Genomic DNA, 24,319 nt, shown 5'->3' on the forward strand with positions numbered 1-24,319 from the left:
CGAGAGATGTTAAAATTGAAGAGCATGCTCTTCAATTTAACGCAAAACATGGAAATTGTGTAGATACCTATGCTCATAGGGAGAGGGAGCGTCATTTGATTTAATGCCAATATAAATTTCACAATGGAATTTCCTCTCCTGAACAAGTTTTAAAGCACTGCTTTAAAACAAAGCGCAAGTGAGGGTTAGGGAGAGGTCTGTTTTAGTTCAAAACATCTCTACCACAAATCTTCTAAAACCATATCCGTCCGCCCCAACTCATCATGATTCCGATAATGCACAACGGTTAAACCCAAAGCCTCTAAAAACTTGGTTCGTGCAGCATCATATTCAATAGCATCATCTATTCCATGCTGTCCACCATCTACCTCAATCACCAAGCCAATTTCATGACAGTAAAAATCTACAATATAAGGCTCAATGACCTGCTGACGTTTAAATTTAAGCTCCATAAAGCGTTTGGCACAAAGTCGCCGCCACAGCAAATTTCAGCATCTGTAGCGGCATGACGCATGGGTTTAGCAAACTGTAAGAGTTGCGGATTCATCTTCTGATTCATTATTTTTATATTTATAATTTTTAGACAATATAACAGTTTTTTATTTTTTTTCTAAACCACTCAAATAATTGCAGTTGTTTACTCAAAACCACTATTTTACCCACTCAATTTAAGCATAGTATCAAGCATCAAAATAACAAAATAGACAATCTATGGATTGGTTTACCATCTTTATTCACGATACTACATGGGCATTTGTTGCCGAATTAATGATTCGGGCAGCACTCATGTTTAGCATGATTATTATATTTTTGCGCCTTACAGGGAAACGCGGAGTACGCCAGCTTTCCATTTTTGAATTGGCCATTATTTTATCGCTCGGTTCTATTGCAGGCGACCCCATGTTCACGGAAGATTTACCTTTGGTACACGCCTTGGTGGTGATGACAGTAGTGATTGGAATGTATCGCCTGACCACATGGCTCATGATGAAATACCAACCCTTTGAAGATTTGATTGAAGGTAAATCACTGTATATTGTAGAAAATGGCGAACTGGTCCTAGAAAAAATTAAATACGGCAAAATGTCGCATGATGAATTCTTTGCCGAAATGCGCCAACAAGGTGTGGAGCATTTGGGACAAGTACGTGTCGGTTTACTAGAAAGTGATGGCAAATTCAGCATGTTATTTTTTCATGACGGTGCCACACGCTATGGTTTACCCTTATTCCCTAAAGCTTACCAACCCGTGAACCGCACAACTCCAAACACGTATTATGCCTGCATGTATTGTGGGCATGTCCGTTTACTTGAACACGCCAATGAAGCCTGTCCGCGTTGTAATCACCAACAATGGACACTGGCAATCAATACTGCATATCGCAGCTAGAATATGTTGATTTTAGCTGCAACACACCTATATGCGACTTAAGTTGTCGCAGGATTGTCATAATTAAAAGTTATACTACCTGCGCTGCCGAAGTGAAGCACTGAAAGCGCAAATAATAATTTTTGAAAATCACAAAAACGAGATCGGTATCTGCTTCAATGTGGATACCTTTTATACTCCAGCGACTCTTTAAAGGTCGCTTTTATTTTTTCACTCAATGTATTTTTTAAAGTGGTTTAAGCCTGTCATTCTGTCTTGATGATCTACCTTGTTATTCAAGTGCTGATGATTGAACGCTTTTCGCAAGCTTTGCCCATTTCCAGATCAGTACAAAGCATAGAATCGCAACAATACAAATCAACAGTAAATAATTCGCGTAGCCTAAAGCATCGCCTAAGATTCCACTCAGGATATAAAGTACCCCGCTCACAGTCGCCATAATCGCAACCTGAAATGTAAAATCAGTCCCTGCATATTGTTTACGACTGTACTGCATAATCAAGGTTAGCATCACTACAAGTAACATGGCAGAGCAAAAATCTTCCGCAGCATTAATGCTATAAATCAGCCAGTGTGCCACATCAACTTGCTGTTCATACAATTCAGCCAAATAAGCATAGGCCACTAAACTCAAAATTTTAAGCACAGAAAAAATGATGAGGGCATGCGCTCTAGACCACCATTTCAGCATCAACCCTGCGATGCCTGCACCCAACAAAGCGGCCATTGCTCCCAACATGGTCACATAAATGCCAATTTGAGAAAAGCTTAAGCCTAAATCTACCATTAAAGGTTTTAATAAAGGGCCAGCCAAACCATCGGCAATTTTAAAGCTGAGTAACACCCATAGCCATGCGTACAGTACAGGCGTTTCCACAAAATAGCGCAGATATTCACGAATCACAGCAAGACGTGCGTGAAATGACATTTTGCTTTGATCTTGAACAAGCCCTTGTTTAGCGGCATGTTGTGGTTCTTTAAACATTAAAATTGATAAGGTATTTAAAAACACCAATCCCGCTAAAATCAGAAAGGTTTTTTGCCAATCTAGCCAATCCAATGCCCACAGAATTGCTCCACCACCCACAATAAAGCCCAGTCGTGAACCAACCACCTGAAAGGTATTACCCCAATTTTGCTGTTTGGCTTGTAAAATATTGACCGCCAAACCATCGGTGGCAATATCTTGGGTTGCACCGACCAAGTTCATACCGAGCAAAGCCACAAAAAACACCCACAAATATATAGGATGATTTAAGGACTCAATCGGTAAAAAGGACAGCCCAATCAGCACCAAAACACTCAGCCACTGGCACGGCAAAATCCAGCTACGATAATGCCCAAAATATGAATGTCCAAAGCGATCCACCAAAGGTGCCCAAAACACTTTGATTGACCATGGCAGCATTAACAAACCGAAACCGCCAATATGTGCCAAAGACACACCTTGCGCACGTAAAATCACAGGCAAGGCATGGGTCATAAAACCAACAGGCAAGCCCTGCGCCCAATACAGAGAAAATAACAACAAATAAGTTTGGCGCAAATTGGGCATAGCATCTCAATTTAGATATGGGCAAAAGATCAAAAAAACGCAGTACTACACTAAAATTTTGAATAATGGATTGTTATTTTTCATCACTTTCACATTCAGATTTCGACTATTTTGCCAATGAATCAGACAAAGCGAAAGTCTAATATCTTGAATAGATTTAGATTCATGCGTCATGATATTGGGTATTTATTGTTGTTAATCACGCACGTCAGGATGACATCGCATTCATGAAAATCACCAATCCTTTTGCACGCAGTGCACGGCAATTTCCACAGTTACCCGACCAAGTTCCACAACGTGGAACAGCCAGCAGTCGTGCTTTATTTAAAAATATTTTTTTGGCGCAAGGCTGGCAAATGGTGGGCGAATTTCCCAACTTGCCCAAAGCAGTTGCTATTATCTCACCGCATACGTCAAATATTGATGCGTGGCATGGTTTTACCGCCCTACTCGGTTTAGGTATTCAAATTACTATTTTTGGTAAGCACACTTTATTTGAAACCCCACTCAAGCCACTTTTAAACTGGATTGGGGTAATTCCTGTGGTGCGCCATTCTCCTCAAGGACATACCCAAGATATTATTGAGATTGTACGAAAAAAAGAAAAAATCTGGATTGGTATGGCGCCCGAAGGCACACGTAAACAAGCCGAAAATATCCGCAGTGGCTTTTACCATATTGCCTACGGCGCCAATATCCCAATTGTGATGTTCTCTTTTGATTATGCACACAAAACCATTCATATTTTGGGCGTGTTTCATCCTACGGGCGATTATGCTCAAGATTTAGATGCAATTTATACGCAATATCACGGCAAGTTTTCGGCTAAAAATCCACATTGGTTGGCAAAACCGTTACAAAAGCTTTTGAAAAAGGGCTAGTCAAAGTTTCTATTTTTTGTTCAGATGGGCGCAATATTCTTTGATCTAAATTTAGATTTGATATGCAACTGATTCGTTATTCTTTAGTGGGCGTACTAGCTCTAACTTTGGCTGGCTGCGACAAAACAACAAAAACACCGCCAAGCACCACACCTATCCAAGCACGTGAACCTGTAATTGCACTGGCGCTGGGTGGCGGTGGTGCTAAAGGTTTTGCACATATTGGCGTCATTAAAGTTTTAGAGTCTCACGGGATTAAACCAAAAATTGTCACAGGCACCAGTGCAGGCAGCTTTGTCGGCAGTTTATACGCCAGTGGTAAAAGTCCTTATCAGCTCCAACATATTGCCCTAACCTTTAAAGAATCCGACATTCGTGATTTAACCTTAAACCGTCAGGGTTTTATTGCAGGTCAAAAGTTACAAGACTTTGTCAATCAACACGTAGCCAATAAACCGATTGAAAAATTTCCAATTCGTTTTGCTGCCGTTGCCACACGTTTAGATAATGGACGTAAAGCCGACTTTATTAAAGGCAATGCTGGTCAAGCCGTACGTGCCTCTTGCAGTATTCCGAATGTTTTTGTACCTGCCACCATTGGCGGAACACAATATGTGGATGGCGGCTTGGTCAGCCCAATTCCCGTACAGACGGCTAAAGCCATGGGTGCCGACTTAGTCATTGCAGTGGATATTTCTGCACGTCCGACAGGCAATCAACCTGTCAGCATGTGGGGCTTACTCGATCAAACCCTCAATATTATGGGGCAGCAAAGCATCAATCAGGAATTGGCGCAGGCCAATATCGTGATTCAACCTAAAGTTGGACATATTGGTACTCTAGATTTAAAAGCCAGTAACCAAACCATTTTAGAAGGTGAAAAAGCCGCACAATTACAGGTCAAAGCAATTCTGCAAGCCATCAATAACTTTAAAAAATCACCTGCCGCGCTGAAACCTGCACCGCGTCCGAAATTTTAGGATTCAGTGATTTTTTTAATATTCATAAACTTATTGATCTGTTAAAGTGATGAGAGCGCATCTTTTTAAGTCGATGCGTTTCTCTAAGCAATTAGAATTAACCAATCGTAAAAAATACGCGAGTAGATGTATGGAATTCGTTCTTGAACCTTGGCACTGGTTTGTACTAGGCGTTCTGTTAATGCTTTCAGAACTGGTCTTGCCTGCGTTTGCCGCTTTATGGTTTGGCATTGGGGCAGTCATGGTCGGTATTTTATACTGGATGTTCCCCATGATGGGTACCACTACCCAATTGGTGATGTGGATTATCTTGTCGGTACTGTGTACCTTGGCGTGGTTTAAGTTTATCAAACCCTTATCTACCGATAAAACTAAAGCAGGTTTATCACGCGAAGCCACCATTGGACAAATTGGCATGGTTATTCAAACCAACTTAGAACATGATCAAATTAAAGTCCGTTTCCCCATGCCCGTACTTGGTTCAGACGAATGGAACTGCCGTACCACGAGCCCTGTACAAGTGGGAGATCGGATTCGCGTGATTGATATTTTGGGAAATGATTTAGTGGTGCAGCCGCATCACAGCGCACATGACAACGAAAAAGTGAGAAATTAAAATGTCTGGTGGATCTATTATTGTTTTAGCGATTTTAGCCTTTGTTGGAATTACCATTTTTAAAGGCGTGCGAATTGTTCCGCAAGGTTATAAATGGATTGTGCAACGTCTGGGTAAATACCACACTACACTTGCACCAGGACTCAACTTCGTCATTCCTTATGTCGATGAAGTGGCCTATAAAGTCACCACCAAAGATATTGTATTAGATATTCCATCTCAGGAAGTCATTACCCGTGACAACGCAGTTCTGCTTATGAATGCGGTGGCGTACATTAACCTCACGACTCCTGAAAAAGCAGTGTATGGTATTGAAAACTATACTTGGGCAATTCAAAACCTGGTTCAAACCTCATTGCGTTCTATTGTGGGTGAAATGGATTTGGATGATGCCTTGTCTTCGCGCGATCACATCAAAGCCAAACTCAAAGCAGCCATTTCTGATGATATTTCAGACTGGGGAATTACCCTTAAAACTGTAGAAATTCAGGATATTAAACCATCGCATACCATGCAGGCAGCTATGGAAGAACAAGCTGCAGCAGAACGTCAGCGTCGTGCTACCGTAACCAAAGCCGATGGTGAAAAACAAGCGGCTATTTTAGAAGCCGATGGTCGTTTGGAAGCTTCACGTCGTGATGCAGAAGCGCAAGTTGTATTGGCAGAATCTTCTCAACGTGCCATTGAAATGGTCAGCTCTGCGGTGGGTGATAAAGAAATTCCTGTGGCGTACTTATTGGGTGAGCAATATGTAAAAGCCATGCAAGATATGGCGAAATCGAACAATGCCAAAACTGTGGTCTTACCTGCAGATGTCTTGAATACTATTCGTGGTGTTATGGGTCGCAATAATCCATAAGCAAATCAGATAAACATCAAGATGATAGGCAGCTTTCAAGCTGCCTATTTTATGCCCATTCAGAAAAAAATCTGAAATATTTTTTAATGTATGGTTAAATTTCGCGTTTCTTGATGAAATCAGCACCGCAGATGAGATGTCTGCACTCACAAAATTGAGTGACTCACGTCTAGCAGCAGTCTGTATTTTCATCGACTGTCCAAAACCCAAATGGATACTGTATGAGCGCACTCAACCCCACCATTATTACTTTCCTGTTTTATATTGTCGCCATGATTGTCATTGGTTTATTGGCTTATCGCGCGACTCGAAATTTCTCGGACTACATTTTAGGTGGTCGTCGTCTTGGCAGTTTTGTCACCGCACTTTCTGCAGGCGCATCCGATATGAGTGGTTGGTTGCTGATGGGCTTGCCCGGTGCCATTTATCTTTCAGGTTTGTCTGAAATGTGGATTGCCGTTGGTCTGATTATTGGCGCATGGCTAAACTGGCTTTTGGTGGCAGGTCGTTTACGAGTACACACCGAAGTACAGCACAATGCACTGACTTTGCCTGATTATTTTTCTAACCGTTTTAATGATCAAAGAAAAATTTTAAGGATTGTATCTGCCTGCGTAATTCTAATTTTCTTTGCGATTTATTGTGCTTCGGGCATGGTTGCAGGTGCGCGCTTATTTGAAAGTATGTTTGATCTGCCTTATAGCACTGCATTGTGGATTAGTGCTATTGCCACCATCAGCTATGTGTTTATTGGTGGTTTCTTGGCAGTCAGCTGGACGGACACCATTCAGGCTGGCTTGATGATTTTTGCGCTCTTGCTGACCCCTATCATTACCCTACTCAGCTTTTCTGACCTAAGCCAAGTCACACTTGCTTTAGAAGCGGCTCGTCCGCAGGCGCTGAATTTAGTCAGTGATTTAAGCTGGGTCGCGATCATTTCCCTCATGGCATGGGGCTTAGGCTATTTTGGACAGCCGCATATTTTAGTGCGTTTTATGGCGGTTGATTCAGTCAAGTCTATTCCGAATGCACGTCGTATTGGCATGACATGGATGACACTATGTTTAGGCGGTGCGGTGGCTGCGGGCTTTTTTGGTATCGCCTACTTCCAGCAACATCCTGAACTGGCAGGTGTGGTCAATGCCAATCCTGAAACAGTATTTATGGAATTGACCAAAATCCTGTTTAATCCGTGGGTGGCAGGTGTGGTATTGGCTGCAATTTTAGCTGCCGTGATGAGTACCCTAAGCTGTCAACTTTTGGTCTGTTCAAGTACTTTAACTGAAGATTTTTACAAATCATTCTTACGCAAAAATGCCTCACAAAATGAATTGGTGTGGGTCGGACGCGGCATGGTACTCATGATTGCGCTGCTTGCTATTTGGATGGCGGGTAATCCTGAATCAAAAGCCTTGGGATTGGTTTCTTATGCTTGGGCAGGCTTCGGTGCAGCATTTGGTCCACTAATCATTTTGTCTTTGTTCTGGAAACGCATGACTTTAAATGGTGCATTGGCGGGGATGGTTGTCGGCGCACTTATGGTCATTCTTTGGAAAAACCTTTGGGCAGATACGGGTATTTATGAAATTATTCCAGGCTTTATGTGTTCTTGGATTGCGATTGTCGTGGTGAGTTTATTGGGTAAAGCGCCAAGTCATGAAGTGACAGACCGTTTTGAACAGGCCGATCAGCAATATAAAGAATCGCACTAAGCTGTAGATTGATCTGCATAGAGATAAAAAAGCGATAAAAAACCAGTGCCTTGAACTGCACTGGTTTTTATGTCTGAGAAAAGTTTTAGTACACTCAAATCAAGTCAATGAATCTGTAGTTTTCTCTTTCTCTGCTGCGACTTTTTTTCTTGCCTTACTAAACCGTTTGGCAGGCCAAACCATCATAAAACGTGCACCACCCAAGTTTGGACTCTGATCGACTTCAATTTTCCCACCAAACCAATAAGCAATACGGCTCACAATAGATAAACCTAAACCATAACCACCTGAAGCACGGGTGCGGCTGTCATCTAAACGAGCAAAGGCTTCAAATACACGTTCTCGGTCTTGTTCGGGAATCCCTGGCCCATCATCTTCCACACAAACATAGGCCATGCCTTGTTCGTTAATACCGCCACTGATCAAGACTTTATGGTCACAGTAACGGACTGCATTGCCCACCAAGTTCTGTACCACACGGTGCAAGTAACGGCGTTCAGCTTCCACTTCCAAAGTCACAGGTGGGGCAAGCAATTGAATATCTTTTTGGGTTTTCAATGCTTCTGTTTCCGTAGCCACCTGCTCTAGCACTTCAACCAAAACGATCTTTTCAATTTCTAAAGATGGCATGCCCTGTTCAAGTTTGGCATAGGTCATGATCTCATCAATCAAGGTGTTTAAAGCCTCAATATCTTTATCAATCATTTCGACTTGCTGTAAGCGATATTCGTAATCATCTTCTTCTGCCAGCATTTCCATACCAAAACGAATACGTGCCACAGGCGTGCGCAGCTCATGCGATACAGCGCGCATCAGTTCACGCTGCGCCTCAATCAAACGCTGAATATGGTCGGACATGCTGTTATAGCTAGATGCCAAACTTGCCATTTCATCTGTGCCATCTACAGGCAAACGCATGTTTAAATCGCCCGATTTAGTACGGTTTAAGGCATAGTTCACTTGGCGAATCTTACGCTGCATAGGCAAGATCAGACCATAAACCCCCAAGCTCAACATAAACATACTGAGCAAGGTAATGCCTGCTGCCAACTGGAATGGCATCCAGTTAAATAACGGCACAGGCCCTAAAACCAAGACTTCTGAGGGTGAATTTGGCATCGGTGACACAATCGAGATGGTTGTACCACGCACGGTGGCATTGTCACGATATAAAATAATGCTGTGATCGAGTCTTAAACGCCCAATCTGTTCAGAATCGAGTGGCAGTTCCTGAATATTTTTAATATTGACCGGATAAGAAAAGTGCTGCTGAATTTTGGCTAGATATTCTTTTTCCTGACCCGGGTAATACACCAAATAATCTAAAACAAAAATCGGCAAAGCTTTCATTTGCCGTTCTGTAATTTTATCTGCCTTGATATATAAATAATGATTTGGATCATCTTTCATACCCAAAATAATATAGGCAATCATATTTTCGGCATTATAGCGCACAGCCGCTTTACGTTCTTTAATCCGTCTAAGCTCTGCGCGCGACAAATCTACTTTGTCTGCCTGCACATAGTAGATGGGCAATTCCAGCAAATCGGATGCATCAGAAATCCAGTCTTTCTTTTGCTGTTCGTTTTGCTGTCGTGCAATCCCTTCACTAATAATATAAGCCATACCATCAGTTAAAGACTCACGATATTCTTGCGCACGCTGATAGTTGATGATTTGCACCAATAAGTACGCCAAAATGGCAACTACTGCAACTAAGATCACCAATCCTGCATATATGCGCAAGAATATACTGTGTTTAAGCACAAAATCCGTCCTATGTGACTTATTTTATATGTGAGCCAGTATTTGACTCAGAAAAAAGCGTATTACATGCCGTTGGTTTCTTTAACGAACAAATAACCTTTACTGCGCACAGTTTTAATACGTTTTGGATTTTCAGGATCATCGCCAATTTTTGGACGAATACGTGAAATACGCACGTCAATTGAACGGTCTTGACCATCATATTCAATGCCGCGTAGACGCTCAAAAATATCTTCACGAGATAAAATACGCCCTGCATTTGAAGCCAATAACCATAACAAGTCATATTCTGCGCTGGTGAAATCAACCAATTCACCATTTAAAGTTACAGAACGACCACCGTTATCAATCACTAAATCATCAAATTCAATGCGCTGTGCCACTTCATCTTCAGTCACTTTGTCGGTACGGCGCAATAAAGCACGAATACGCGCCAACAACACACGCGGCTGCACAGGTTTTGCAACATAGTCATCTGCACCCATTTCCAGACCTAGCACCTGATCCATATCTTCAGTACGCGCAGTCAGCATTAAAATTGGTTGATGATAATGTGGACGAACTTCACGACAAATGGTTAAACCATCGGCACCTGGTAACATCACATCGAGCACCACAAGATCAGGTTGCTCGGCAATAATACGGCGAATCGCACGGTTGCCATCTGGTTCTACCCCAACTTCCAAACCATTGCGAATTAAGTATTCCTGCGTAAGTCGTGCAAGGCGTTCATCATCTTCAACAATTAAAATTTTTGGTAACTTTTCTTCTTGACTCATAACCTGTCCCTTTATTGGATTCGACCTATCCTTTTAAAATCTGAGAGATAGGTCTTGATATAATTTGCAATATACACACGTTTACATTGTAAACAAGATACTGTTCACCAAACTGATACATCTGCGTATTATTTTGTTATATTTTTATTAAGCATTGAATTTATAGCACTTTTCTAGTTTTGGTGATTTTTAAACATATTTAAGAAATATAAAGTTACAAAATGGGTATTTTTTGCACTAGATCAAGCCTTTGCCGCCTTTGGAAAAATTATCTCCTAACTTTTCAAGTTATCCACAAGGTTATCTATAAGCAGTTTTTCCGAGCTTTGTTATGCTATGCCCTTGTCTGATAAGGCTTATAGCCCAAAGGACCAAAAACGGTATTTTTGAGAACAATCTTAATTCCAAATCAGTCAAAATTTAAAAGAAAAAGTCAATATTGAACTACCCTCAATTTTCCCGTATCTTGTGTTCAATTCAATTTTAAACCACTAAGTCTTGTGTTTATCCCTCAATCACTGCGGCCTAAGTTTTGCCCAGTTTAATGGTCCATAAACATAACAATAGATGACAATGGAGCTATGCTGACATGAGCGTAATCACCTCAACCCCTGGTCAATTACAAGTGATTAAACGCACTGGTGATGTTGCCGCTTTTGATGCTGAAAAAATTGCAGTTGCAATTGGCAAAGCGTTTTTGGCTGTAGAAGGTCAACAAAGCGCCGATTCAAGCCGCATTCATGATCGGATCGAACAACTGACTGAAATGGTGTTGAACACATTCAACCGCCGTTTACCGTCTGGCGGAACTATTCACATTGAAGAAATTCAAGACCAAGTTGAACTTGCGCTCATGCGTACAGGCGAGCAAAAAGTTGCTCGTGCTTATGTCATCTACCGTGAACAACGCTCAGAAGCGCGTAAGCAAGCAGGTGAAAACCATCACCCGACGTTACAAGTCACTGATGCAAACGGTCAGCTTAAACCACTAGATTTAGGTGAGTTAAAAGCAACCGTGAATAAAGCGGCAGAAGGTTTAGAAGGCATTGATGTAGATGCCATCATTGATGAAACCGTGAAAAACCTCTACAACGGTGTAAAAGAGTCTGACATCTCAACCACCATGATGATGGCGACTCGTACCCGTATTGAGCAAGAGCCGAACTATACCTATGTGACTGCGCGTTTATTGCGTAATGACTTGGTAGCAACAGGCTTAGAATTTTTAGGTTTGGCAACAGATACACCTGAAGGCGAAGCATTAGAAACTTTCCTGAAAAAAGGTGTAGAACTTGATTTGCTTTCTGCAGACTTACTTGAGTTTGACCTTGCCAAACTTGCTGCAGCGATTCAGCCTGAACGCTCAAACCAGTTTACCTATTTAGGTCTGCAAACTTTATTTGACCGTTATTTCATTCACTCAGATGGCGTACGCTTTGAACTTCCACAATTGTTCTTTATGCGTGTGTCAATGGGTCTGGCGCTTAATGAAGATGACCGTGAAGCACGTGCAATCGAGTTCTATAACTTATTGTCTAGCTTCGACTACATGGCTTCTACGCCTACCCTGTTTAACTCAGGTACGCTACGTCCACAGTTATCAAGCTGTTACTTAACTACAATTTCCGATGACCTTTACAACATTTATGGTGCAATGCGTGACAACGCAATGCTGTCTAAATGGGCAGGTGGTTTAGGCAATGACTGGACGCCAGTACGTGCCTTGAACTCATACATCAAAGGAACAAACGGTAAATCTCAAGGTGTTGTTCCGTTCCTTAAAGTTGCTAACGATACAGCTGTTGCGGTCAACCAAGGTGGTAAGCGTAAAGGTGCGGTATGTGCGTACTTAGAAACCTGGCACTTAGACATCGAAGAATTCCTAGAGCTGCGTAAAAACACAGGGGATGACCGTCGTCGTACCCATGATATGAACACAGCCAACTGGGTACCTGACTTGTTCATGCAACGTGTCTTTGAAGATGCAGAATGGACATTGTTTACGCCATCTGAAACACCAGACTTGCACGACTTGACGGGCGAAGCTTTTGCTGAGCGTTATGCGTACTACGAAAGCATTGCCAAAGAAACCAACATGCTACATAAGAAACTTCGTGCGAAGGACTTATGGCGCAAAATGTTGTCAATGTTGTTTGAAACAGGTCACCCGTGGATCACATTCAAAGACGTATGTAACTTACGTTCACCGCAACAACACGTTGGTGTAGTGCACTCATCTAACTTGTGTACTGAAATTACCCTAAATACCAACCAAGATGAAATCGCGGTATGTAACTTGGGTTCTATCAACCTTGTACAACACGTTCAAGGTGGTGTGTTAGACCGTGAGAAATTGGCACGTACTATTAAAACTGCAGTACGTATGCTCGACAACGTCATCGACATCAACTACTACGCTGTACCACAAGCACGCAATTCAAATTTGAAACATCGTCCTGTAGGTATGGGCATCATGGGCTTCCAAGATGCGCTTTATGAGATGAACTTGGCTTATGGTTCAGATGCTGCAGTTGAATTTGCCGATGAATCTATGGAAGTGATCAGCTACTACGCGATTCAAACGTCTAGCGATTTGGCGGTTGAGCGTGGTACTTACGAAACATTTAAAGGTTCATTGTGGGATCAAGGCATCTTACCAATTGACTCTTTAGACATTGTGGCGAAATCGCGTCCAGAACGTATGTTTGAAGTAGACCGTACACAGCGTTTGGATTGGGACAGCTTACGTGCCAAAGTTCAAAAAGACGGTATGCGTAACTCAAATGTGATGGCGATTGCACCGACTGCAACCATTTCAAATATTTGTGGCGTTTCTCAGTCTATCGAGCCGACATTCCAAAACTTATATGTGAAGTCGAACTTGTCTGGTGAATTTACAGTAATCAACCCTTACCTCGTTCGTGCATTGAAAGCGCGTGATTTGTGGGATTCTGTAATGGTGAATGACCTGAAACACTTTGAAGGTTCAGTACAAAAAATTTCACGTATTCCTGAAGAATTGAAAGCAATTTTCGCGACTGCGTTTGAAGTTGAGCCACGCTGGATTGTAGATGCAGCATCACGTCGTCAAAAATGGATTGATCAAGCGCAATCGTTGAACTTGTACATTGCAGGTGCAAACGGTAAGAAACTTGACCTGACTTACAAAATGGCATGGTTACGTGGTCTGAAAACCACCTACTACCTACGTGCATTAGGTGCGACTTCTGCAGAGAAATCGACTATTAACACGGGCGCATTGAACGCAGTAAAACCTGCAACTGTTACGGCAGCACCTGTTGCAGCGGTAGCGCAGGAAATTAAACCTGAAGTTCCTGCAGAGGAAGACGGCTTTGCAAATGCAGCGCCAGTGCCACAAGCATGCAGCATTGACAACCCTGATTGTGAGGCTTGTCAATAAATGACTATTCCATATTTTCTTGTACTACTTATTGTAATTTTATTATTGATAGTATTATTCATGGCAGTATTTACCGCCTTAATAGTTGCTATCAAAGGCGATGAGAAATAGTAAACATATTTTATCCATGCATGATTAATCATGCATGGATTTAGTACAAGAAAATGGATTGTTAAATTAATAAGGAAACCACTACATGCCACACATGACCCACAACTATATGTTAGGACTCGCGGTCTTGCTGGTTTCCTTTGTAGTGTTGTTTTACGCACCAATTGCTTACTTTTGGGTACAAGCGGCAAAACAACAGCGAAAGCAAAATAAGTCGTGAGCACATTGGTCGGAATGTACATTTTTCAGACCAAGATGAGCAAAACTTAATTTTGCTTTCACAAATTAAGCGTATATTAAGACATCTCAGCGTAGCTGGATGTCCATAAAAGATATAAAGCAACGAAGAGAGAATTGATATGTCTATCCTAAGTTGGGACGATTTCGAAGATGATTCGCAAAAACCGGCTGCTCCTGAACACAAGTCTGCGCCCGTCGAGCCGCAAAAAGCGCATGATCCGCAGATGGTATCTCATGCAGAGCAACCACAGAAGACTGTGGCAGCTGCACAACCCGCTACAGCCCCTAGAAGTGGAGCAACAGATTCAACCGATCCGTTGGCAAGAGCATCTAACGCTCTAGAACAACTGGATGTTGCTCCAGGTCTTGAAGAGTTGGAAATGGGTGCGTCACGCGTACAGGTTGATGATAAAGCCATGATCAACTGTCGTGCAGACTTAAACCAGCTTGTACCTTTCAAATACGAATGGGCATGGCAAAAATATCTAGATGGTTGTGCAAACCACTGGATGCCACAAGAAGTCAACATGAACCACGACATCGCGTTGTGGAAGTCTGAAAATGGCTTAACCGAAGATGAGCGCACCATTGTTATGCGTTCACTTGGTTTCTTCTCTACTGCAGACTCATTGGTTGCTAATAACTTGGTATTGGCTATTTATCGCCACATTACCAACCCTGAATGCCGCCAGTACATTTTGCGTCAAGCCTTTGAAGAAGCGATTCACACTCACGCTTACCAGTACTGCATCGAATCTTTAGGTATGGATGAAGGCGAAGTCTTCAACATGTACCGCGAAGTACCATCGGTTGCACGTAAAGCAGCGTGGGGCTTGAAGTACACGCAATCTTTAAGTGATCCTACTTTCAAAACAGGTACACCTGAAAACGACCAAATTTTGCTACGCAACTTGATCGCATTCTATTGTGTACTTGAAGGTATTTTCTTCTACTGCGGTTTTAGCCAAATCTTGTCGATGGGCCGTCGTAACAAAATGAATGGTGTTGCAGAGCAATTCCAGTACATTTTACGCGATGAATCTATGCACTTGAACTTTGGTATCGACATGATTAACCAAATCAAGATTGAGAACCCACACTTGTGGACTGCAGAATTCCAGCAAGAAGTGATTCAAATGATTCTTGAAGGCACGATGCTTGAAATTGAATATGCGCGTGACACTATGCCACGTGGTGTATTGGGTATGAACGCAGGCATGATGGAAGAATATTTGAAATTCATCTGTAACCGTCGTTTAAGTCAGCTCGGTTTACCTGAACAGTTTGTTGGCGTAAACAACCCGTTCCAATGGATGTCTGAAATGATGGACTTGCGTAAAGAGAAGAACTTCTTTGAAACGCGTGTGACTGATTATCAGACGGGCGGTGCGTTGAGCTGGTAATATCGCGACACATAAAATATCGTTGTGAGACACATGAGTTGTCATTGAGAAAACCGCCATTCATGGCGGTTTTTTTAAAGATACGATCGAGTATTTAATGGCTAGGTTGTGCAAATACCTAACAATTTGATTTTTTTAATTTATTTATTTTTAAAATTTCCATAAACCTTTAAAAATCGTTATCTTACAAAATATTTATACAATAATGCCGTTTTTTTACTTCTTTTGTTCATTATGAGAATAGGGCAATAATCCAACAGCCCAAAAACGACAAAAAACAAAATAAATAAAGGCGCATCACGCGCCTTTATTCAGGCTGCTCACATTTATGCAGGAATACGCAACACCTGTCCTGGGAAAATGTCATCGGCATTTTTTAGTAATGGACGGTTAGCTTCAAAGATTTTGTTGTATTGGTTGGCATCCCCATAAAATTCTTTAGAAATTTTAGATAAGGTATCGCCTGATTTTACTGTATAGAACTTGCTTTCTGGTTCTGGGGTTGCAACTGTGAGTTGATCATCTACTTGTGCAACATGGTCAATATTACCCACTGCAAGAATAATTTTTTCACGGTCTGCCTGACTGTTGACCTGTCCACGCACTGTCGCTAAGTCAGTAGTTGCGTTATAACTCACCGATAAACCTGTCACAGGTAAGCCTAAACTTTTCACATGCCCCAAAAGTTTATTGGCAATTTCTTGTGCTGATGGTTCTGCAGGTGTGCTTGGTGCAGCTTGTGGCTCTGCAGGTGCTGTATTTTTCTTACCAATCCCTTTTACAAAATCAAAAAGACCCATGAGGTACTCCTATTTTTTTCTGCTGTTATAAAGCGTCGCTCACTTACATAAGCACGTTTCTGTTCTCATTCATTTATAACTAAAAAAATAAGCGACTTCGGTTGTGATTAGACACTAGCCTGGTAACAAAATGTAAGCTACATCACACATTTAACAAAATGCGCCTTTTTCATATTCGATTGTAAAAACGACAGCGCATAAAAAAGCCACCTTGCGGTGGCTTTCATTTCAGCAGAGCTGAAATCAACAATTAACCAAGTTTTTTAGTTACGTAGTCGATTACTGATTGAACTGTTGTGATTTCGTTAGAATCTTCGTCTGGGATTGTGATGTCAAAATCGTTTTCGAAAGACATTACAAGCTCTACTAAGTCTAAAGAGTCAGCACCTAAGTCATCCATAAAAGATGCTTCGTTTTTGATTTCTTCAGCTTTAAGACCAAGTTGTTCTGCAACCGCTTGTTTAACGCGTTGTTCGATATCGCTCACAGGAATTCTCCTCATTGCTTGTGGCGTTTTTAATGCCGTTAGTTTAATTGAATCTATAAAATTTTGAAAGTTTATACTTGAGCTTAGCTCATGTATAAACCACCATTTACGTGTAACACTGTACCAGTGATGTAACCAGCTTTGTCAGAAGCCAAGAAACTCACTGCATTTGCGATATCTTGTGGATCACCTAAACGGTTTAATGCCACTTGCTCACTCATTTTTTTGCGAATTTCTTCACTTAGCTGATCTGTCATTTCAGTTGCAATAAAGCCCGGAGCAACCGAGTTTACTGTAATTTGACGACTGCCCATTTCTTTGGCAAGGCTACGGCTGAATGCTTCAATACCGGCTTTTGCCGCAGAATAGTTCGCTTGTCCTGGGTTCGCAAAATGTGCTACCACAGAACTAATATTAATAATGCGTCCAAAACGTGCTTTGGTCATGCCCTTCAAGACACGTTTAGATAAACGGTAAACTGCCTTTAAGTGAATGTTGAGAATGTCATCCCAATCATCTTCTGACATACGCAGTAACAAATTATCTTTGGTAATGCCCGCATTGTTAACTAAAACCAAAACTGAACCATAGCTTTGTTCAATTTCAGAAACCAATGCATCAATGGCTGCACCATCACGGACATCCAATACTTTACCTGCACCGTTTTCTGCAAAACTTGCCGATAATTTTTCTGCGCCCGCTTCAGAAGTGGCAGTACCTACCACAAAAAAACCGTCTTGAATGAGTTGCTGAGCGATGGCTGCACCAATCCCTCGGCTTGCACCTGTGACTAATGCAACTTTACGTTCTTGTGTCATGCAATTTTCCCTTCTGCCACTAAAATGGCATTTAGTGCATCTTCCATACGACTTTGTGTGTCGAGTGGGAATGCTTTTTCGATATTCGGTAAACGCTTCGCAAGATTCGCCAATACGTTGCCTGGGCCACATTCCACGATATATTCAATACCCTGATCTTGTAGGTATTGCATGGTTTGTGTCCACTGCACCGATTGGTACAATTGCGCAGTGAGTGCCTGACCTAATTGCGCAACATCTGCCGCGATTCCAGCGTTGACATTTTGTATTACAGGAATACGCGGTAGCTCAATGGCAGTTTGTTCCAAAGCTTGTGCAAACTGTTCGGCAGCAGGTTTCATCAATGAACAGTGTGAAGGTACAGATACAGGCAGGGCAATGGCTTTACCGCCATTTTCTTTGGCCAATGCCATTACTGCTTCGACTAAAGTTTTATCGCCTGCAATAACCACTTGCCCTTGTGCATTGTAGTTAGCTGCTTCTACCGAGCCACGACCTTGCACATTCACTTGTTCACATAGCTCAAGCACTTTGGCATCTTCAAGGCCTAAAATGGCAGCCATTGCGCCCTGACCTTGTGGCACAGCGTTTTGCATTAATTTGCCGCGCAAGTTTACCAGTTTAACGGCATCGCCCAAGCTCAAGCTGCCTGCAGCTACTAATGCGCTGTATTCGCCCAATGAGTGTCCTGCCAAATATTTTGGTGCAACACCACCCAACTCTAACCACACACGCCATAAAGCGATACTTGCAGTGAGTAATACAGGCTGAGTAAATTCTGTTTGGTCTAAACCTTCACCACTTTGTGCAATGTGCCATAAGTCAAAGCCAATCGCTTCAGAGGCTTCTGCAAATGTTTCGCGCACACCGCTAAACTGTTCTGCAAGCTCAGCCAACATACCGGCTTTTTGTGAGCCTTGACCAGGAAAGACAAATGCAGTTTTAGTGGCTTGAGCTGCTTGCTCGAGTCGTTTAGCAGACATAAAAAATCCTTTAATTAAGATGCGCAAATTGTAGTTTTTTGCAGCTACAACCCACACCTTCTCATGTAAGCTCAGTTATGGAGCGGAAATTTAACACTTAATTTTGTTTTTAGTAATTGCCAAATACAACAAAAATCGGGCACAAAAAAAGGGAGCTTACGCTCCCATTTTTTCTACTAAGCTTGACGCTTAATACATCACCAATTATTCAGCATCTGCTTTAGCGAATAATTGACGACCACGGTAGAAACCATCTTTAGTTACGTGGTGACGACGATGAGTTTCACCAGTAGCTTGGTCTACAGTTAATGCATTCTCGGTTAAAGCGTCATGTGAACGGCGCATGTCACGGCGAGAGCGACTTTTACGGTTTTGCTGAACGGCCATGATGGCTCCTTACAAAGATCGAAAAATGGATCAGAACAAATTGAGTTGTCTTAACTGGAAATTATAACATAATTTTCAGTTAAGTTTACCTTTCAAACTTGCCAAAACATCAAACGGATTATCACGTTTTTCTTCGGCAATGTTCTGAATGGCAGGTTGATGCTTATGCTCGCAAGCGTCATGCTTAGGAGATAAAGGCAACAACAATAACAATTCATCTTCTATAAGTGACAGTAAATTAGCCGTCGCAGGCGAATCATAATCGCCTTTGGTGGTGGCTTCACTTTCACCTAATACAATGAAATCAGCATCCTCATCCAAGCGCTCTATCAGTGACTCATCATCCACAAGAGCTAGATGAAAATCTGAAACGAGGTCTATTTCTACAGAACCCAAGCAGCGCTGGCATTCCATTGGAACTTTCGTTTCAATATGACCATCTAGCCATACAATGCGATGATACGCATCCATTGATAGCTTACAGTCTATGTTAACCAATTGATCATCAATTGATCCAACAGCTTCACGGGCGATACGAGCAAAGCGAGACAATGGCAGGTTACCTGACCATGTAAAGCCCTGTTCAGCCCATTTAAACGGCTCAATCTGTGCCGGAAAGGTATTTGCTGACATAATTAAGGCGGCAATTCTACAAATTCATCAGTACTCTGTCAAAGATTAAGATACAATTTTGTACTTATTTAGACAGACCAATTTTGGGTAACACAGTCATGCATCTGTTGCAGCCGCAAACAGAAGTGAATTTTTCATCACTTGTGAGCACACTTCCAACCACCAATTCTGACACTTCGCACCCCCAAGTGCAACTCTCGGACTGGGCAAAACTCAATACAGAAACGGAACAGGTGGACTGGCTCATCTTACACTTTAATCACTGGTTTTCCCACCTAAATGTGAACTTGGTCAAAGGTGATTTTGAACCTGAGTACTTTCCTGCCACGGCAACACAGCCTGCACGTATTCAATTTGCACATGGTTTCTTTAATAGCGCTTTACATGAAATTAGCCATTGGAGCATCGCAGGCGAACAACGACGTTTACTGCCAGACTTAGGCTATTGGTATGCTCCCGATGGTCGTACTCAGGAACAACAAGCCTTATTTGAACAGGTTGAAATTAAACCTCAAGCCATTGAATGGCTGTTTGCTCAAGCGTTTGGACGAAAATTCCGTGTATCTTTAGATAACCTGACCGGTGAAGGTGGAGATGGCCGCACATTTAAAGACAATGTCTTTGCCCAAGTGCAGCGTTATTTTAACGGAGAAGCCAAATTACCACGCGATGCAAAACGCTTTATTGAATGTATTTGTTACTGCACCCGAGGTGGCAAAACATTACAAATTGCAGAGTTTGAACGAAAAAATTTGGATTAAATGTAATAAAGCACAAGGCAATGATTGCAAGTGACATCAATCCCCTTTCATAATGAGCCTAACGTCACATTTACGCTACTGAGGAATTCATATGTTGCATTTAAGAGTACATCCTGAAAATCCACAGCCGCGTCTAATCAGCCAAGCGGTTGAACGCATACGCGCAGGCGATGTGGTGGTCTATCCAACCGATGCTGCTTATGCGATTGGTTGCCAAATTGGTAATAAAAACGCGATGGAGCGCATTTCACAAATTCGTGGTTTAGGCGCAAAACACCAATACGCCATTATTTGTGCCGATTTATCGGATATTGCCACCTACGCCAAAGTGGACAATGCCATGTATCGTCTGCTGAAAAACAATACGCCTGCGGTCACCACATTTATTTTACCTGCGACCAGTGAAGTTCCGCGTCGCTTGATGCATCCCAATAAAAAAACCATTGGTTTGCGTATTCCAAGCAACCCCATTTGTCGCATGCTGCTTAAAGAATTAGGCGAACCTTTACTGACCAGCACCCTGATTTTACTAGGGCAAGAAGACCCTTTAGATGATCCATACGAGATTGATCTACAACTCAACAAACGTATTGATGTACTGATTGATGGTGGCTTAGGCACACTTAGCACCACCAGTATTATTGATTTATCGGGCGACAACCCGCAAATTGTGCGTCGTGGTGTGGGAGATGTGAGTGCTTTTGAATAAGCATTCACTACCTTCAAAGTGATTGACAGCACGGCAGTTTAAAAGCCTTGCTTGCATGAATTAAACCGATGACTTTATTTCAGGTATTGTTAAATTTGCAGCAGTTCTCGGATGAGATGCACATTTATGTGCAACATCCTTGGACATTAGAGTCCGATGCAATCGTATGTTCCAAAACTGCATTCACAGCAACAATGCCTGAACCTCCCGCTACTTATACTTATTTTTTAGATGCAGCATTATGCAAAGCACTTTTGGCACAATCAGAAAGCCGTAATCTTTGCCTGCAAGATAGCTGCATGGCAATGATTGAATACGCATTACAGAATAAACAGAAATAAATACTTAAAGATTGAATGAGTTAATTTTTACAACTTGCCTTAAATCTCCCTCAATCCCGATTTATTTTAGGCTTTTTTTGATATTTGGTCGTAGAACAGATTTATTTCAATCACGATATCCTTTAGACTAGCCGCTATTAATTCTGAGCTATTTCTCCATCTCCTTCTTATCTGAAGCGGAAATAGCATTTGCATGCTTTTGAAAATTCGCGTGGCCCAACACTGTAATGAATCAATCCCTCCACAATGCGATGGAACCTGCCCAACACATTCGTGTGTTAGATGAGTGGCAAGAGTCGATTCCTGAGGATTTGTATATTCCTCCTGCAGCATTTGAAATTCTGTTAGAGCATTTCGAAGGACCACTCGACTTTTTAATTTACCTGATTCAAAAAAATGGCTTCGATTTACTCCAGTTAGATATTGCCCCGATTGCATCGCAATATCTGTCGTATATGGATGCCATGAAATCGCTAAATATTGAACTGACTGCCGATTATATGGTGATGGCGGCATTACTGGCCGATTTAAAATCCCGCCTATTGTTGCCTAAACCTGCCAGTATCAGCAGCATTGAAAAAGACCCAAAACAAGAGCTGATTGACCGTTTAGAAACCTATTTAAGAGTCAAACAAGCAGCTGAACGCTTGGGGCAAATGCCTGTTTTAGAACGCGATACTTTTGCTACCAATGTTAGCTTAGGGCATACCGCAGTCAATAATGTCGGCTATGCAGCCGATCAATTACGTGATGCCTTGTTCTGCATTTTTAATCGTCCTGAACCTGTCACCCATCAAATTTTGCAAGAACCTGTTTTACTTGAAGAACGGATTGCATTTATTGAAGCCAAACTCGCATCGGGTGAAGTACTGAGTTTTGATGCGTTGCTAAAACCAAGTCAGGGACGCATGGGCATGGTTGTGACCTTTATGGCGATTTTAGAACTGACTCGCCAGCAAAAAGTGTGCATTATCAGCAGTGGGATTGAAGCACCATTGAGCATTCAAGGGGCGCAGGCATGAATCCAGAACCCATAATTTCGAGCTTGTCTGAAGGCGAACAACAGCATGAAGTGCTGATGCAACTCGAAGCAATTATTTTTGCCAGTGACAGTGCTGTGTCTTTAGCGCGTCTGAAAGAAGCTTTTCAAGATAAATATAGCAAAGCGCAATTACGCCAGTTTTTACAACAATTGGCCATGCTACAACATGGTCGCTCGATTGAACTGATCGAAACCGCTCAAGGTTTTCGTTTTCAGGTACGGGCAAAGTATCGTACAATTATTACACAGGTGTGGCCTGAACGTCCGACTAGACTTTCACCCTCTATGCTGGAAATATTGGCCGTGATTGCCTACCACCAGCCTGTGACCCGTGCAGATATTGAACAAATTCGCGGAGTATCAAACAATAGTCAAATTTTACGTACATTGTTTGACTGGAACTGGATTAAGGAATCTGGCTTTCGAGAACTCCCAGGAAGACCTGCGTTGTTAGTTACAACGCCCCAATTTTTAAATGCGTTTGGCTTGAATTCCTTAAGCCAATTGCCTCCCCTACAGGATGCCAAGGAAGCTTTCATGGCACTCGATGCATCTGCGTCTGTGTCTTGAATAGGTAAACTGTTGATGATCATTTCTAAGGTTGTGCTGTCATGAGTGAAAAGTTGCAAAAGGTACTCGCACGAGTAGGCTTGGGTTCTCGCCGTTATATGGAAGAAGTCATTGCCGCTGGTCGTGTGAGTGTCAACGGCCAAGTTGCCCAAGTGGGTGAACGTATCGAACCAGGTGATGAGCTTCGCATCGATGGTCGTAAAGTTCAGTTCCAAATTGAAGATGAAATTCGTCGTCGTGTTCTGATTTACTACAAACCAGAAGGCGAAATTTGCTCACGCAACGACCCAGAACAGCGCCCAACTGTATTTGATAACCTGCCTGCAATTGCCAATGATCGTTGGGTAATGGTTGGTCGTCTGGACATTAACTCGACAGGTTTATTGCTATTCACCAACGATGGTGAATTAGCCAACCGTTTAATGCACCCATCGAACGAAATTGAACGTGAATATGCAGTTCGTGTGATGGGTGAAGTGACACCACAACTGAAAAACAACATGCTGCGCGGCGTAGTGCTAGATGATGGCCCTGCCAAGTTTGAATCTTTCTCTGAAATTGGCGGTGATGGTATTAACCGCTGGTATCAAGTGGTGGTAAAAGAAGGTCGTAACCGCGAAGTTCGTCGTATTTTTGAATCACAAGGTCTGAAAGTCAGCCGTCTATTGCGTACCCGTTACGGCACGGTAATTTTACCGCGTGAATTACGTACAGGTCGCTGGATGGAATTGGATAAAAATGACATCGATAACCTTGCCAAAGCGGTTGAGTTAAAACCACGTCAAGGCACAGGTTTGTACGGCATGGCAAAACGTCGCAATGAGCGTATGCAGGAAAAACCGTTGGCAGCACGTCGTGGTGGTTTCTTGCGTCAGCAACGTCGTGACACCGAAGAAGCTGCACAAAACACAGGTTTTGCACCACGTGAATCACGCCAAGAAGGTAACAGTTACGGCAACCGTGAGCGTCGTCAAGATGGCAACAGCTATGGCAATCGTGAACGTCGCCAAGACGGCAATAGCTATGGCAACCGTGAGCGTCGCCAAGACGGTAACAGCTATGGCAACCGCGAACC

At 42.4% G+C, this 24,319-nt stretch carries 22 protein-coding genes and 2 pseudogenes; 14 read left to right on the top strand and 10 right to left on the bottom strand.

All coding sequences use genetic code 11. The features are described 5' to 3' along the window. Positions 1-218: 218 nt before the first annotated feature. A pseudogene (locus tag CF596_RS08255) lies at positions 219-559 on the bottom strand (DUF559 domain-containing protein). Between the two features lie 152 nt (positions 560-711). Here CF596_RS08255 and CF596_RS08260 point away from each other — a divergent pair. Next, positions 712-1,389, top strand: coding sequence for a YetF domain-containing protein (locus CF596_RS08260; RefSeq protein ID WP_096902049.1), 678 nt, complete (start codon positions 712-714; stop codon positions 1,387-1,389). A 271-nt stretch (positions 1,390-1,660) separates the two neighbouring features. Here CF596_RS08260 and CF596_RS08265 read toward each other — a convergent pair whose 3' ends face one another. Next, positions 1,661-2,944 (bottom strand): MFS transporter, encoded by a 1,284-nt coding sequence (locus tag CF596_RS08265; protein WP_096902051.1) that lies wholly within the window; start codon positions 2,942-2,944, stop codon positions 1,661-1,663. Positions 2,945-3,171: 227 nt separating this feature from the next. Here CF596_RS08265 and CF596_RS08270 point away from each other — a divergent pair, with 227 nt between their 5' ends. The 5 genes from CF596_RS08270 to putP all read left to right on the top strand — a co-directional run bounded on the left by CF596_RS08270 (position 3,172) and on the right by putP (position 7,992). Continuing rightward, entirely contained in the window at positions 3,172-3,825 is a 654-nt protein-coding gene (locus tag CF596_RS08270) for a 1-acyl-sn-glycerol-3-phosphate acyltransferase (RefSeq protein WP_004972299.1), read from the top strand. A 62-nt stretch (positions 3,826-3,887) separates the two neighbouring features. Next, complete coding sequence (locus CF596_RS08275) at positions 3,888-4,805, top strand: patatin-like phospholipase family protein (protein WP_096902052.1); 918 nt, start codon at positions 3,888-3,890, stop codon at positions 4,803-4,805. Positions 4,806-4,935: 130 nt separating this feature from the next. Continuing rightward, on the top strand, positions 4,936-5,421 hold the full coding sequence (locus CF596_RS08280; RefSeq protein ID WP_096902094.1) for an NfeD family protein: 486 nt from the start codon (positions 4,936-4,938) through the stop codon (positions 5,419-5,421). A gap of 1 nt (position 5,422) precedes the next feature. Further along, entirely contained in the window at positions 5,423-6,280 is an 858-nt protein-coding gene (locus CF596_RS08285) for an SPFH domain-containing protein (protein WP_004972306.1), read from the top strand. A 221-nt stretch (positions 6,281-6,501) separates the two neighbouring features. After that, positions 6,502-7,992: a sodium/proline symporter PutP gene (putP, locus tag CF596_RS08290; protein WP_096902054.1), complete on the top strand. Its 1,491-nt coding sequence runs from the start codon at positions 6,502-6,504 to the stop codon at positions 7,990-7,992. A gap of 99 nt (positions 7,993-8,091) precedes the next feature. Here the strand turns inward: putP and bfmS are convergent, their stop codons facing one another. Continuing rightward, the gene (gene bfmS, locus CF596_RS08295; protein ID WP_096902056.1) at positions 8,092-9,759 is read right to left on the bottom strand and encodes a sensor histidine kinase BfmS; all 1,668 of its coding nucleotides are present in this window, start codon (positions 9,757-9,759) and stop codon (positions 8,092-8,094) included. A gap of 62 nt (positions 9,760-9,821) precedes the next feature. Then, entirely contained in the window at positions 9,822-10,538 is a 717-nt protein-coding gene (bfmR, locus tag CF596_RS08300; protein ID WP_096902057.1) for a response regulator transcription factor BfmR, read from the bottom strand. Positions 10,539-11,127: 589 nt separating this feature from the next. Here bfmR and CF596_RS08305 point away from each other — a divergent pair. After that, positions 11,128-13,959, top strand: coding sequence for a ribonucleoside-diphosphate reductase subunit alpha (locus CF596_RS08305; protein WP_096902060.1), 2,832 nt, complete (start codon positions 11,128-11,130; stop codon positions 13,957-13,959). A gap of 470 nt (positions 13,960-14,429) precedes the next feature. Beyond that, on the top strand, positions 14,430-15,713 hold the full coding sequence (locus CF596_RS08310; RefSeq protein WP_096902063.1) for a ribonucleotide-diphosphate reductase subunit beta: 1,284 nt from the start codon (positions 14,430-14,432) through the stop codon (positions 15,711-15,713). A gap of 326 nt (positions 15,714-16,039) precedes the next feature. Here CF596_RS08310 and lysM read toward each other — a convergent pair whose 3' ends face one another. The 6 genes from lysM to CF596_RS08340 form a co-directional block, all read right to left on the bottom strand. After that, positions 16,040-16,513 carry a peptidoglycan-binding protein LysM gene (gene lysM / locus CF596_RS08315; protein WP_004972325.1) on the bottom strand — a complete coding sequence of 158 codons (474 nt, stop codon included), beginning with the start codon at positions 16,511-16,513 and terminating at the stop codon, positions 16,040-16,042. A 250-nt stretch (positions 16,514-16,763) separates the two neighbouring features. Then, positions 16,764-17,000, bottom strand: coding sequence for an acyl carrier protein (gene acpP, locus CF596_RS08320; RefSeq protein WP_096902066.1), 237 nt, complete (start codon positions 16,998-17,000; stop codon positions 16,764-16,766). 83 nt (positions 17,001-17,083) lie between these two features. Continuing rightward, a complete protein-coding gene (gene fabG / locus CF596_RS08325) occupies positions 17,084-17,818 on the bottom strand; it encodes a 3-oxoacyl-ACP reductase FabG (protein ID WP_004972328.1) in 735 nt (244 codons plus the stop codon). Continuing rightward, positions 17,815-18,801, bottom strand: a complete 987-nt coding sequence (gene fabD, locus CF596_RS08330; RefSeq protein ID WP_096902067.1) for an ACP S-malonyltransferase — start codon at positions 18,799-18,801, stop codon at positions 17,815-17,817. Before fabD ends, fabG begins: the two co-directional genes overlap by 4 nt. A gap of 204 nt (positions 18,802-19,005) precedes the next feature. Then, a complete protein-coding gene (gene rpmF / locus CF596_RS08335; RefSeq protein WP_004972331.1) occupies positions 19,006-19,188 on the bottom strand; it encodes a 50S ribosomal protein L32 in 183 nt (60 codons plus the stop codon). 75 nt (positions 19,189-19,263) lie between these two features. Next, positions 19,264-19,821, bottom strand: a complete 558-nt coding sequence (locus tag CF596_RS08340; protein WP_004972332.1) for a DUF177 domain-containing protein — start codon at positions 19,819-19,821, stop codon at positions 19,264-19,266. Positions 19,822-19,919: 98 nt separating this feature from the next. Here CF596_RS08340 and CF596_RS08345 point away from each other — a divergent pair, with 98 nt between their 5' ends. From CF596_RS08345 to rluB, 6 genes and pseudogenes are all read left to right on the top strand, one after another. Next, the gene (locus CF596_RS08345; RefSeq protein WP_096902070.1) at positions 19,920-20,582 is read left to right on the top strand and encodes an elongation factor P hydroxylase; all 663 of its coding nucleotides are present in this window, start codon (positions 19,920-19,922) and stop codon (positions 20,580-20,582) included. Between the two features lie 91 nt (positions 20,583-20,673). Beyond that, complete coding sequence (locus CF596_RS08350) at positions 20,674-21,291, top strand: L-threonylcarbamoyladenylate synthase (RefSeq protein WP_096902073.1); 618 nt, start codon at positions 20,674-20,676, stop codon at positions 21,289-21,291. Positions 21,292-21,359: 68 nt separating this feature from the next. Further along, positions 21,360-21,632 (top strand): hypothetical protein, encoded by a 273-nt coding sequence (locus tag CF596_RS08355; RefSeq protein ID WP_096902074.1) that lies wholly within the window; start codon positions 21,360-21,362, stop codon positions 21,630-21,632. A gap of 227 nt (positions 21,633-21,859) precedes the next feature. Then, positions 21,860-22,654 carry a ScpA family protein gene (locus CF596_RS08360; RefSeq protein WP_096902076.1) on the top strand — a complete coding sequence of 265 codons (795 nt, stop codon included), beginning with the start codon at positions 21,860-21,862 and terminating at the stop codon, positions 22,652-22,654. Next, entirely contained in the window at positions 22,651-23,244 is a 594-nt protein-coding gene (gene scpB / locus CF596_RS08365; protein ID WP_096902078.1) for an SMC-Scp complex subunit ScpB, read from the top strand. Before CF596_RS08360 ends, scpB begins: the two co-directional genes overlap by 4 nt. 41 nt (positions 23,245-23,285) lie before the next feature. After that, positions 23,286-24,158: pseudogene (gene rluB / locus CF596_RS08370) on the top strand (23S rRNA pseudouridine(2605) synthase RluB); the annotation flags it as partial. Positions 24,159-24,319 lie beyond the last annotated feature (161 nt).

Origin of the sequence: Acinetobacter sp. YT-02 (assembly GCF_002412355.1) — a bacterium.
GTDB classification, from domain to species: Bacteria; Pseudomonadota; Gammaproteobacteria; order Pseudomonadales; family Moraxellaceae; genus Acinetobacter; species Acinetobacter towneri.

Coding starts and splice junctions, on each gene's coding strand:
- CF596_RS08260 (WP_096902049.1), top strand. CDS start 712: ATGGATTGGTTTACCATCTTTATTCACGATACTACATGGGCATTTGTT.
- CF596_RS08265 (WP_096902051.1), bottom strand. CDS start 2,944: ATGCCCAATTTGCGCCAAACTTATTTGTTGTTATTTTCTCTGTATTGG.
- CF596_RS08270 (WP_004972299.1), top strand. CDS start 3,172: ATGAAAATCACCAATCCTTTTGCACGCAGTGCACGGCAATTTCCACAG.
- CF596_RS08275 (WP_096902052.1), top strand. CDS start 3,888: ATGCAACTGATTCGTTATTCTTTAGTGGGCGTACTAGCTCTAACTTTG.
- CF596_RS08280 (WP_096902094.1), top strand. CDS start 4,936: ATGGAATTCGTTCTTGAACCTTGGCACTGGTTTGTACTAGGCGTTCTG.
- CF596_RS08285 (WP_004972306.1), top strand. CDS start 5,423: ATGTCTGGTGGATCTATTATTGTTTTAGCGATTTTAGCCTTTGTTGGA.
- putP (WP_096902054.1), top strand. CDS start 6,502: ATGAGCGCACTCAACCCCACCATTATTACTTTCCTGTTTTATATTGTC.
- bfmR (WP_096902057.1), bottom strand. CDS start 10,538: ATGAGTCAAGAAGAAAAGTTACCAAAAATTTTAATTGTTGAAGATGAT.
- CF596_RS08305 (WP_096902060.1), top strand. CDS start 11,128: ATGAGCGTAATCACCTCAACCCCTGGTCAATTACAAGTGATTAAACGC.
- CF596_RS08310 (WP_096902063.1), top strand. CDS start 14,430: ATGTCTATCCTAAGTTGGGACGATTTCGAAGATGATTCGCAAAAACCG.
- lysM (WP_004972325.1), bottom strand. CDS start 16,513: ATGGGTCTTTTTGATTTTGTAAAAGGGATTGGTAAGAAAAATACAGCA.
- fabG (WP_004972328.1), bottom strand. CDS start 17,818: ATGACACAAGAACGTAAAGTTGCATTAGTCACAGGTGCAAGCCGAGGG.
- fabD (WP_096902067.1), bottom strand. CDS start 18,801: ATGTCTGCTAAACGACTCGAGCAAGCAGCTCAAGCCACTAAAACTGCA.
- rpmF (WP_004972331.1), bottom strand. CDS start 19,188: ATGGCCGTTCAGCAAAACCGTAAAAGTCGCTCTCGCCGTGACATGCGC.
- CF596_RS08340 (WP_004972332.1), bottom strand. CDS start 19,821: ATGTCAGCAAATACCTTTCCGGCACAGATTGAGCCGTTTAAATGGGCT.
- CF596_RS08345 (WP_096902070.1), top strand. CDS start 19,920: ATGCATCTGTTGCAGCCGCAAACAGAAGTGAATTTTTCATCACTTGTG.
- CF596_RS08350 (WP_096902073.1), top strand. CDS start 20,674: ATGTTGCATTTAAGAGTACATCCTGAAAATCCACAGCCGCGTCTAATC.
- CF596_RS08355 (WP_096902074.1), top strand. CDS start 21,360: ATGACTTTATTTCAGGTATTGTTAAATTTGCAGCAGTTCTCGGATGAG.
- CF596_RS08360 (WP_096902076.1), top strand. CDS start 21,860: ATGAATCAATCCCTCCACAATGCGATGGAACCTGCCCAACACATTCGT.
- scpB (WP_096902078.1), top strand. CDS start 22,651: ATGAATCCAGAACCCATAATTTCGAGCTTGTCTGAAGGCGAACAACAG.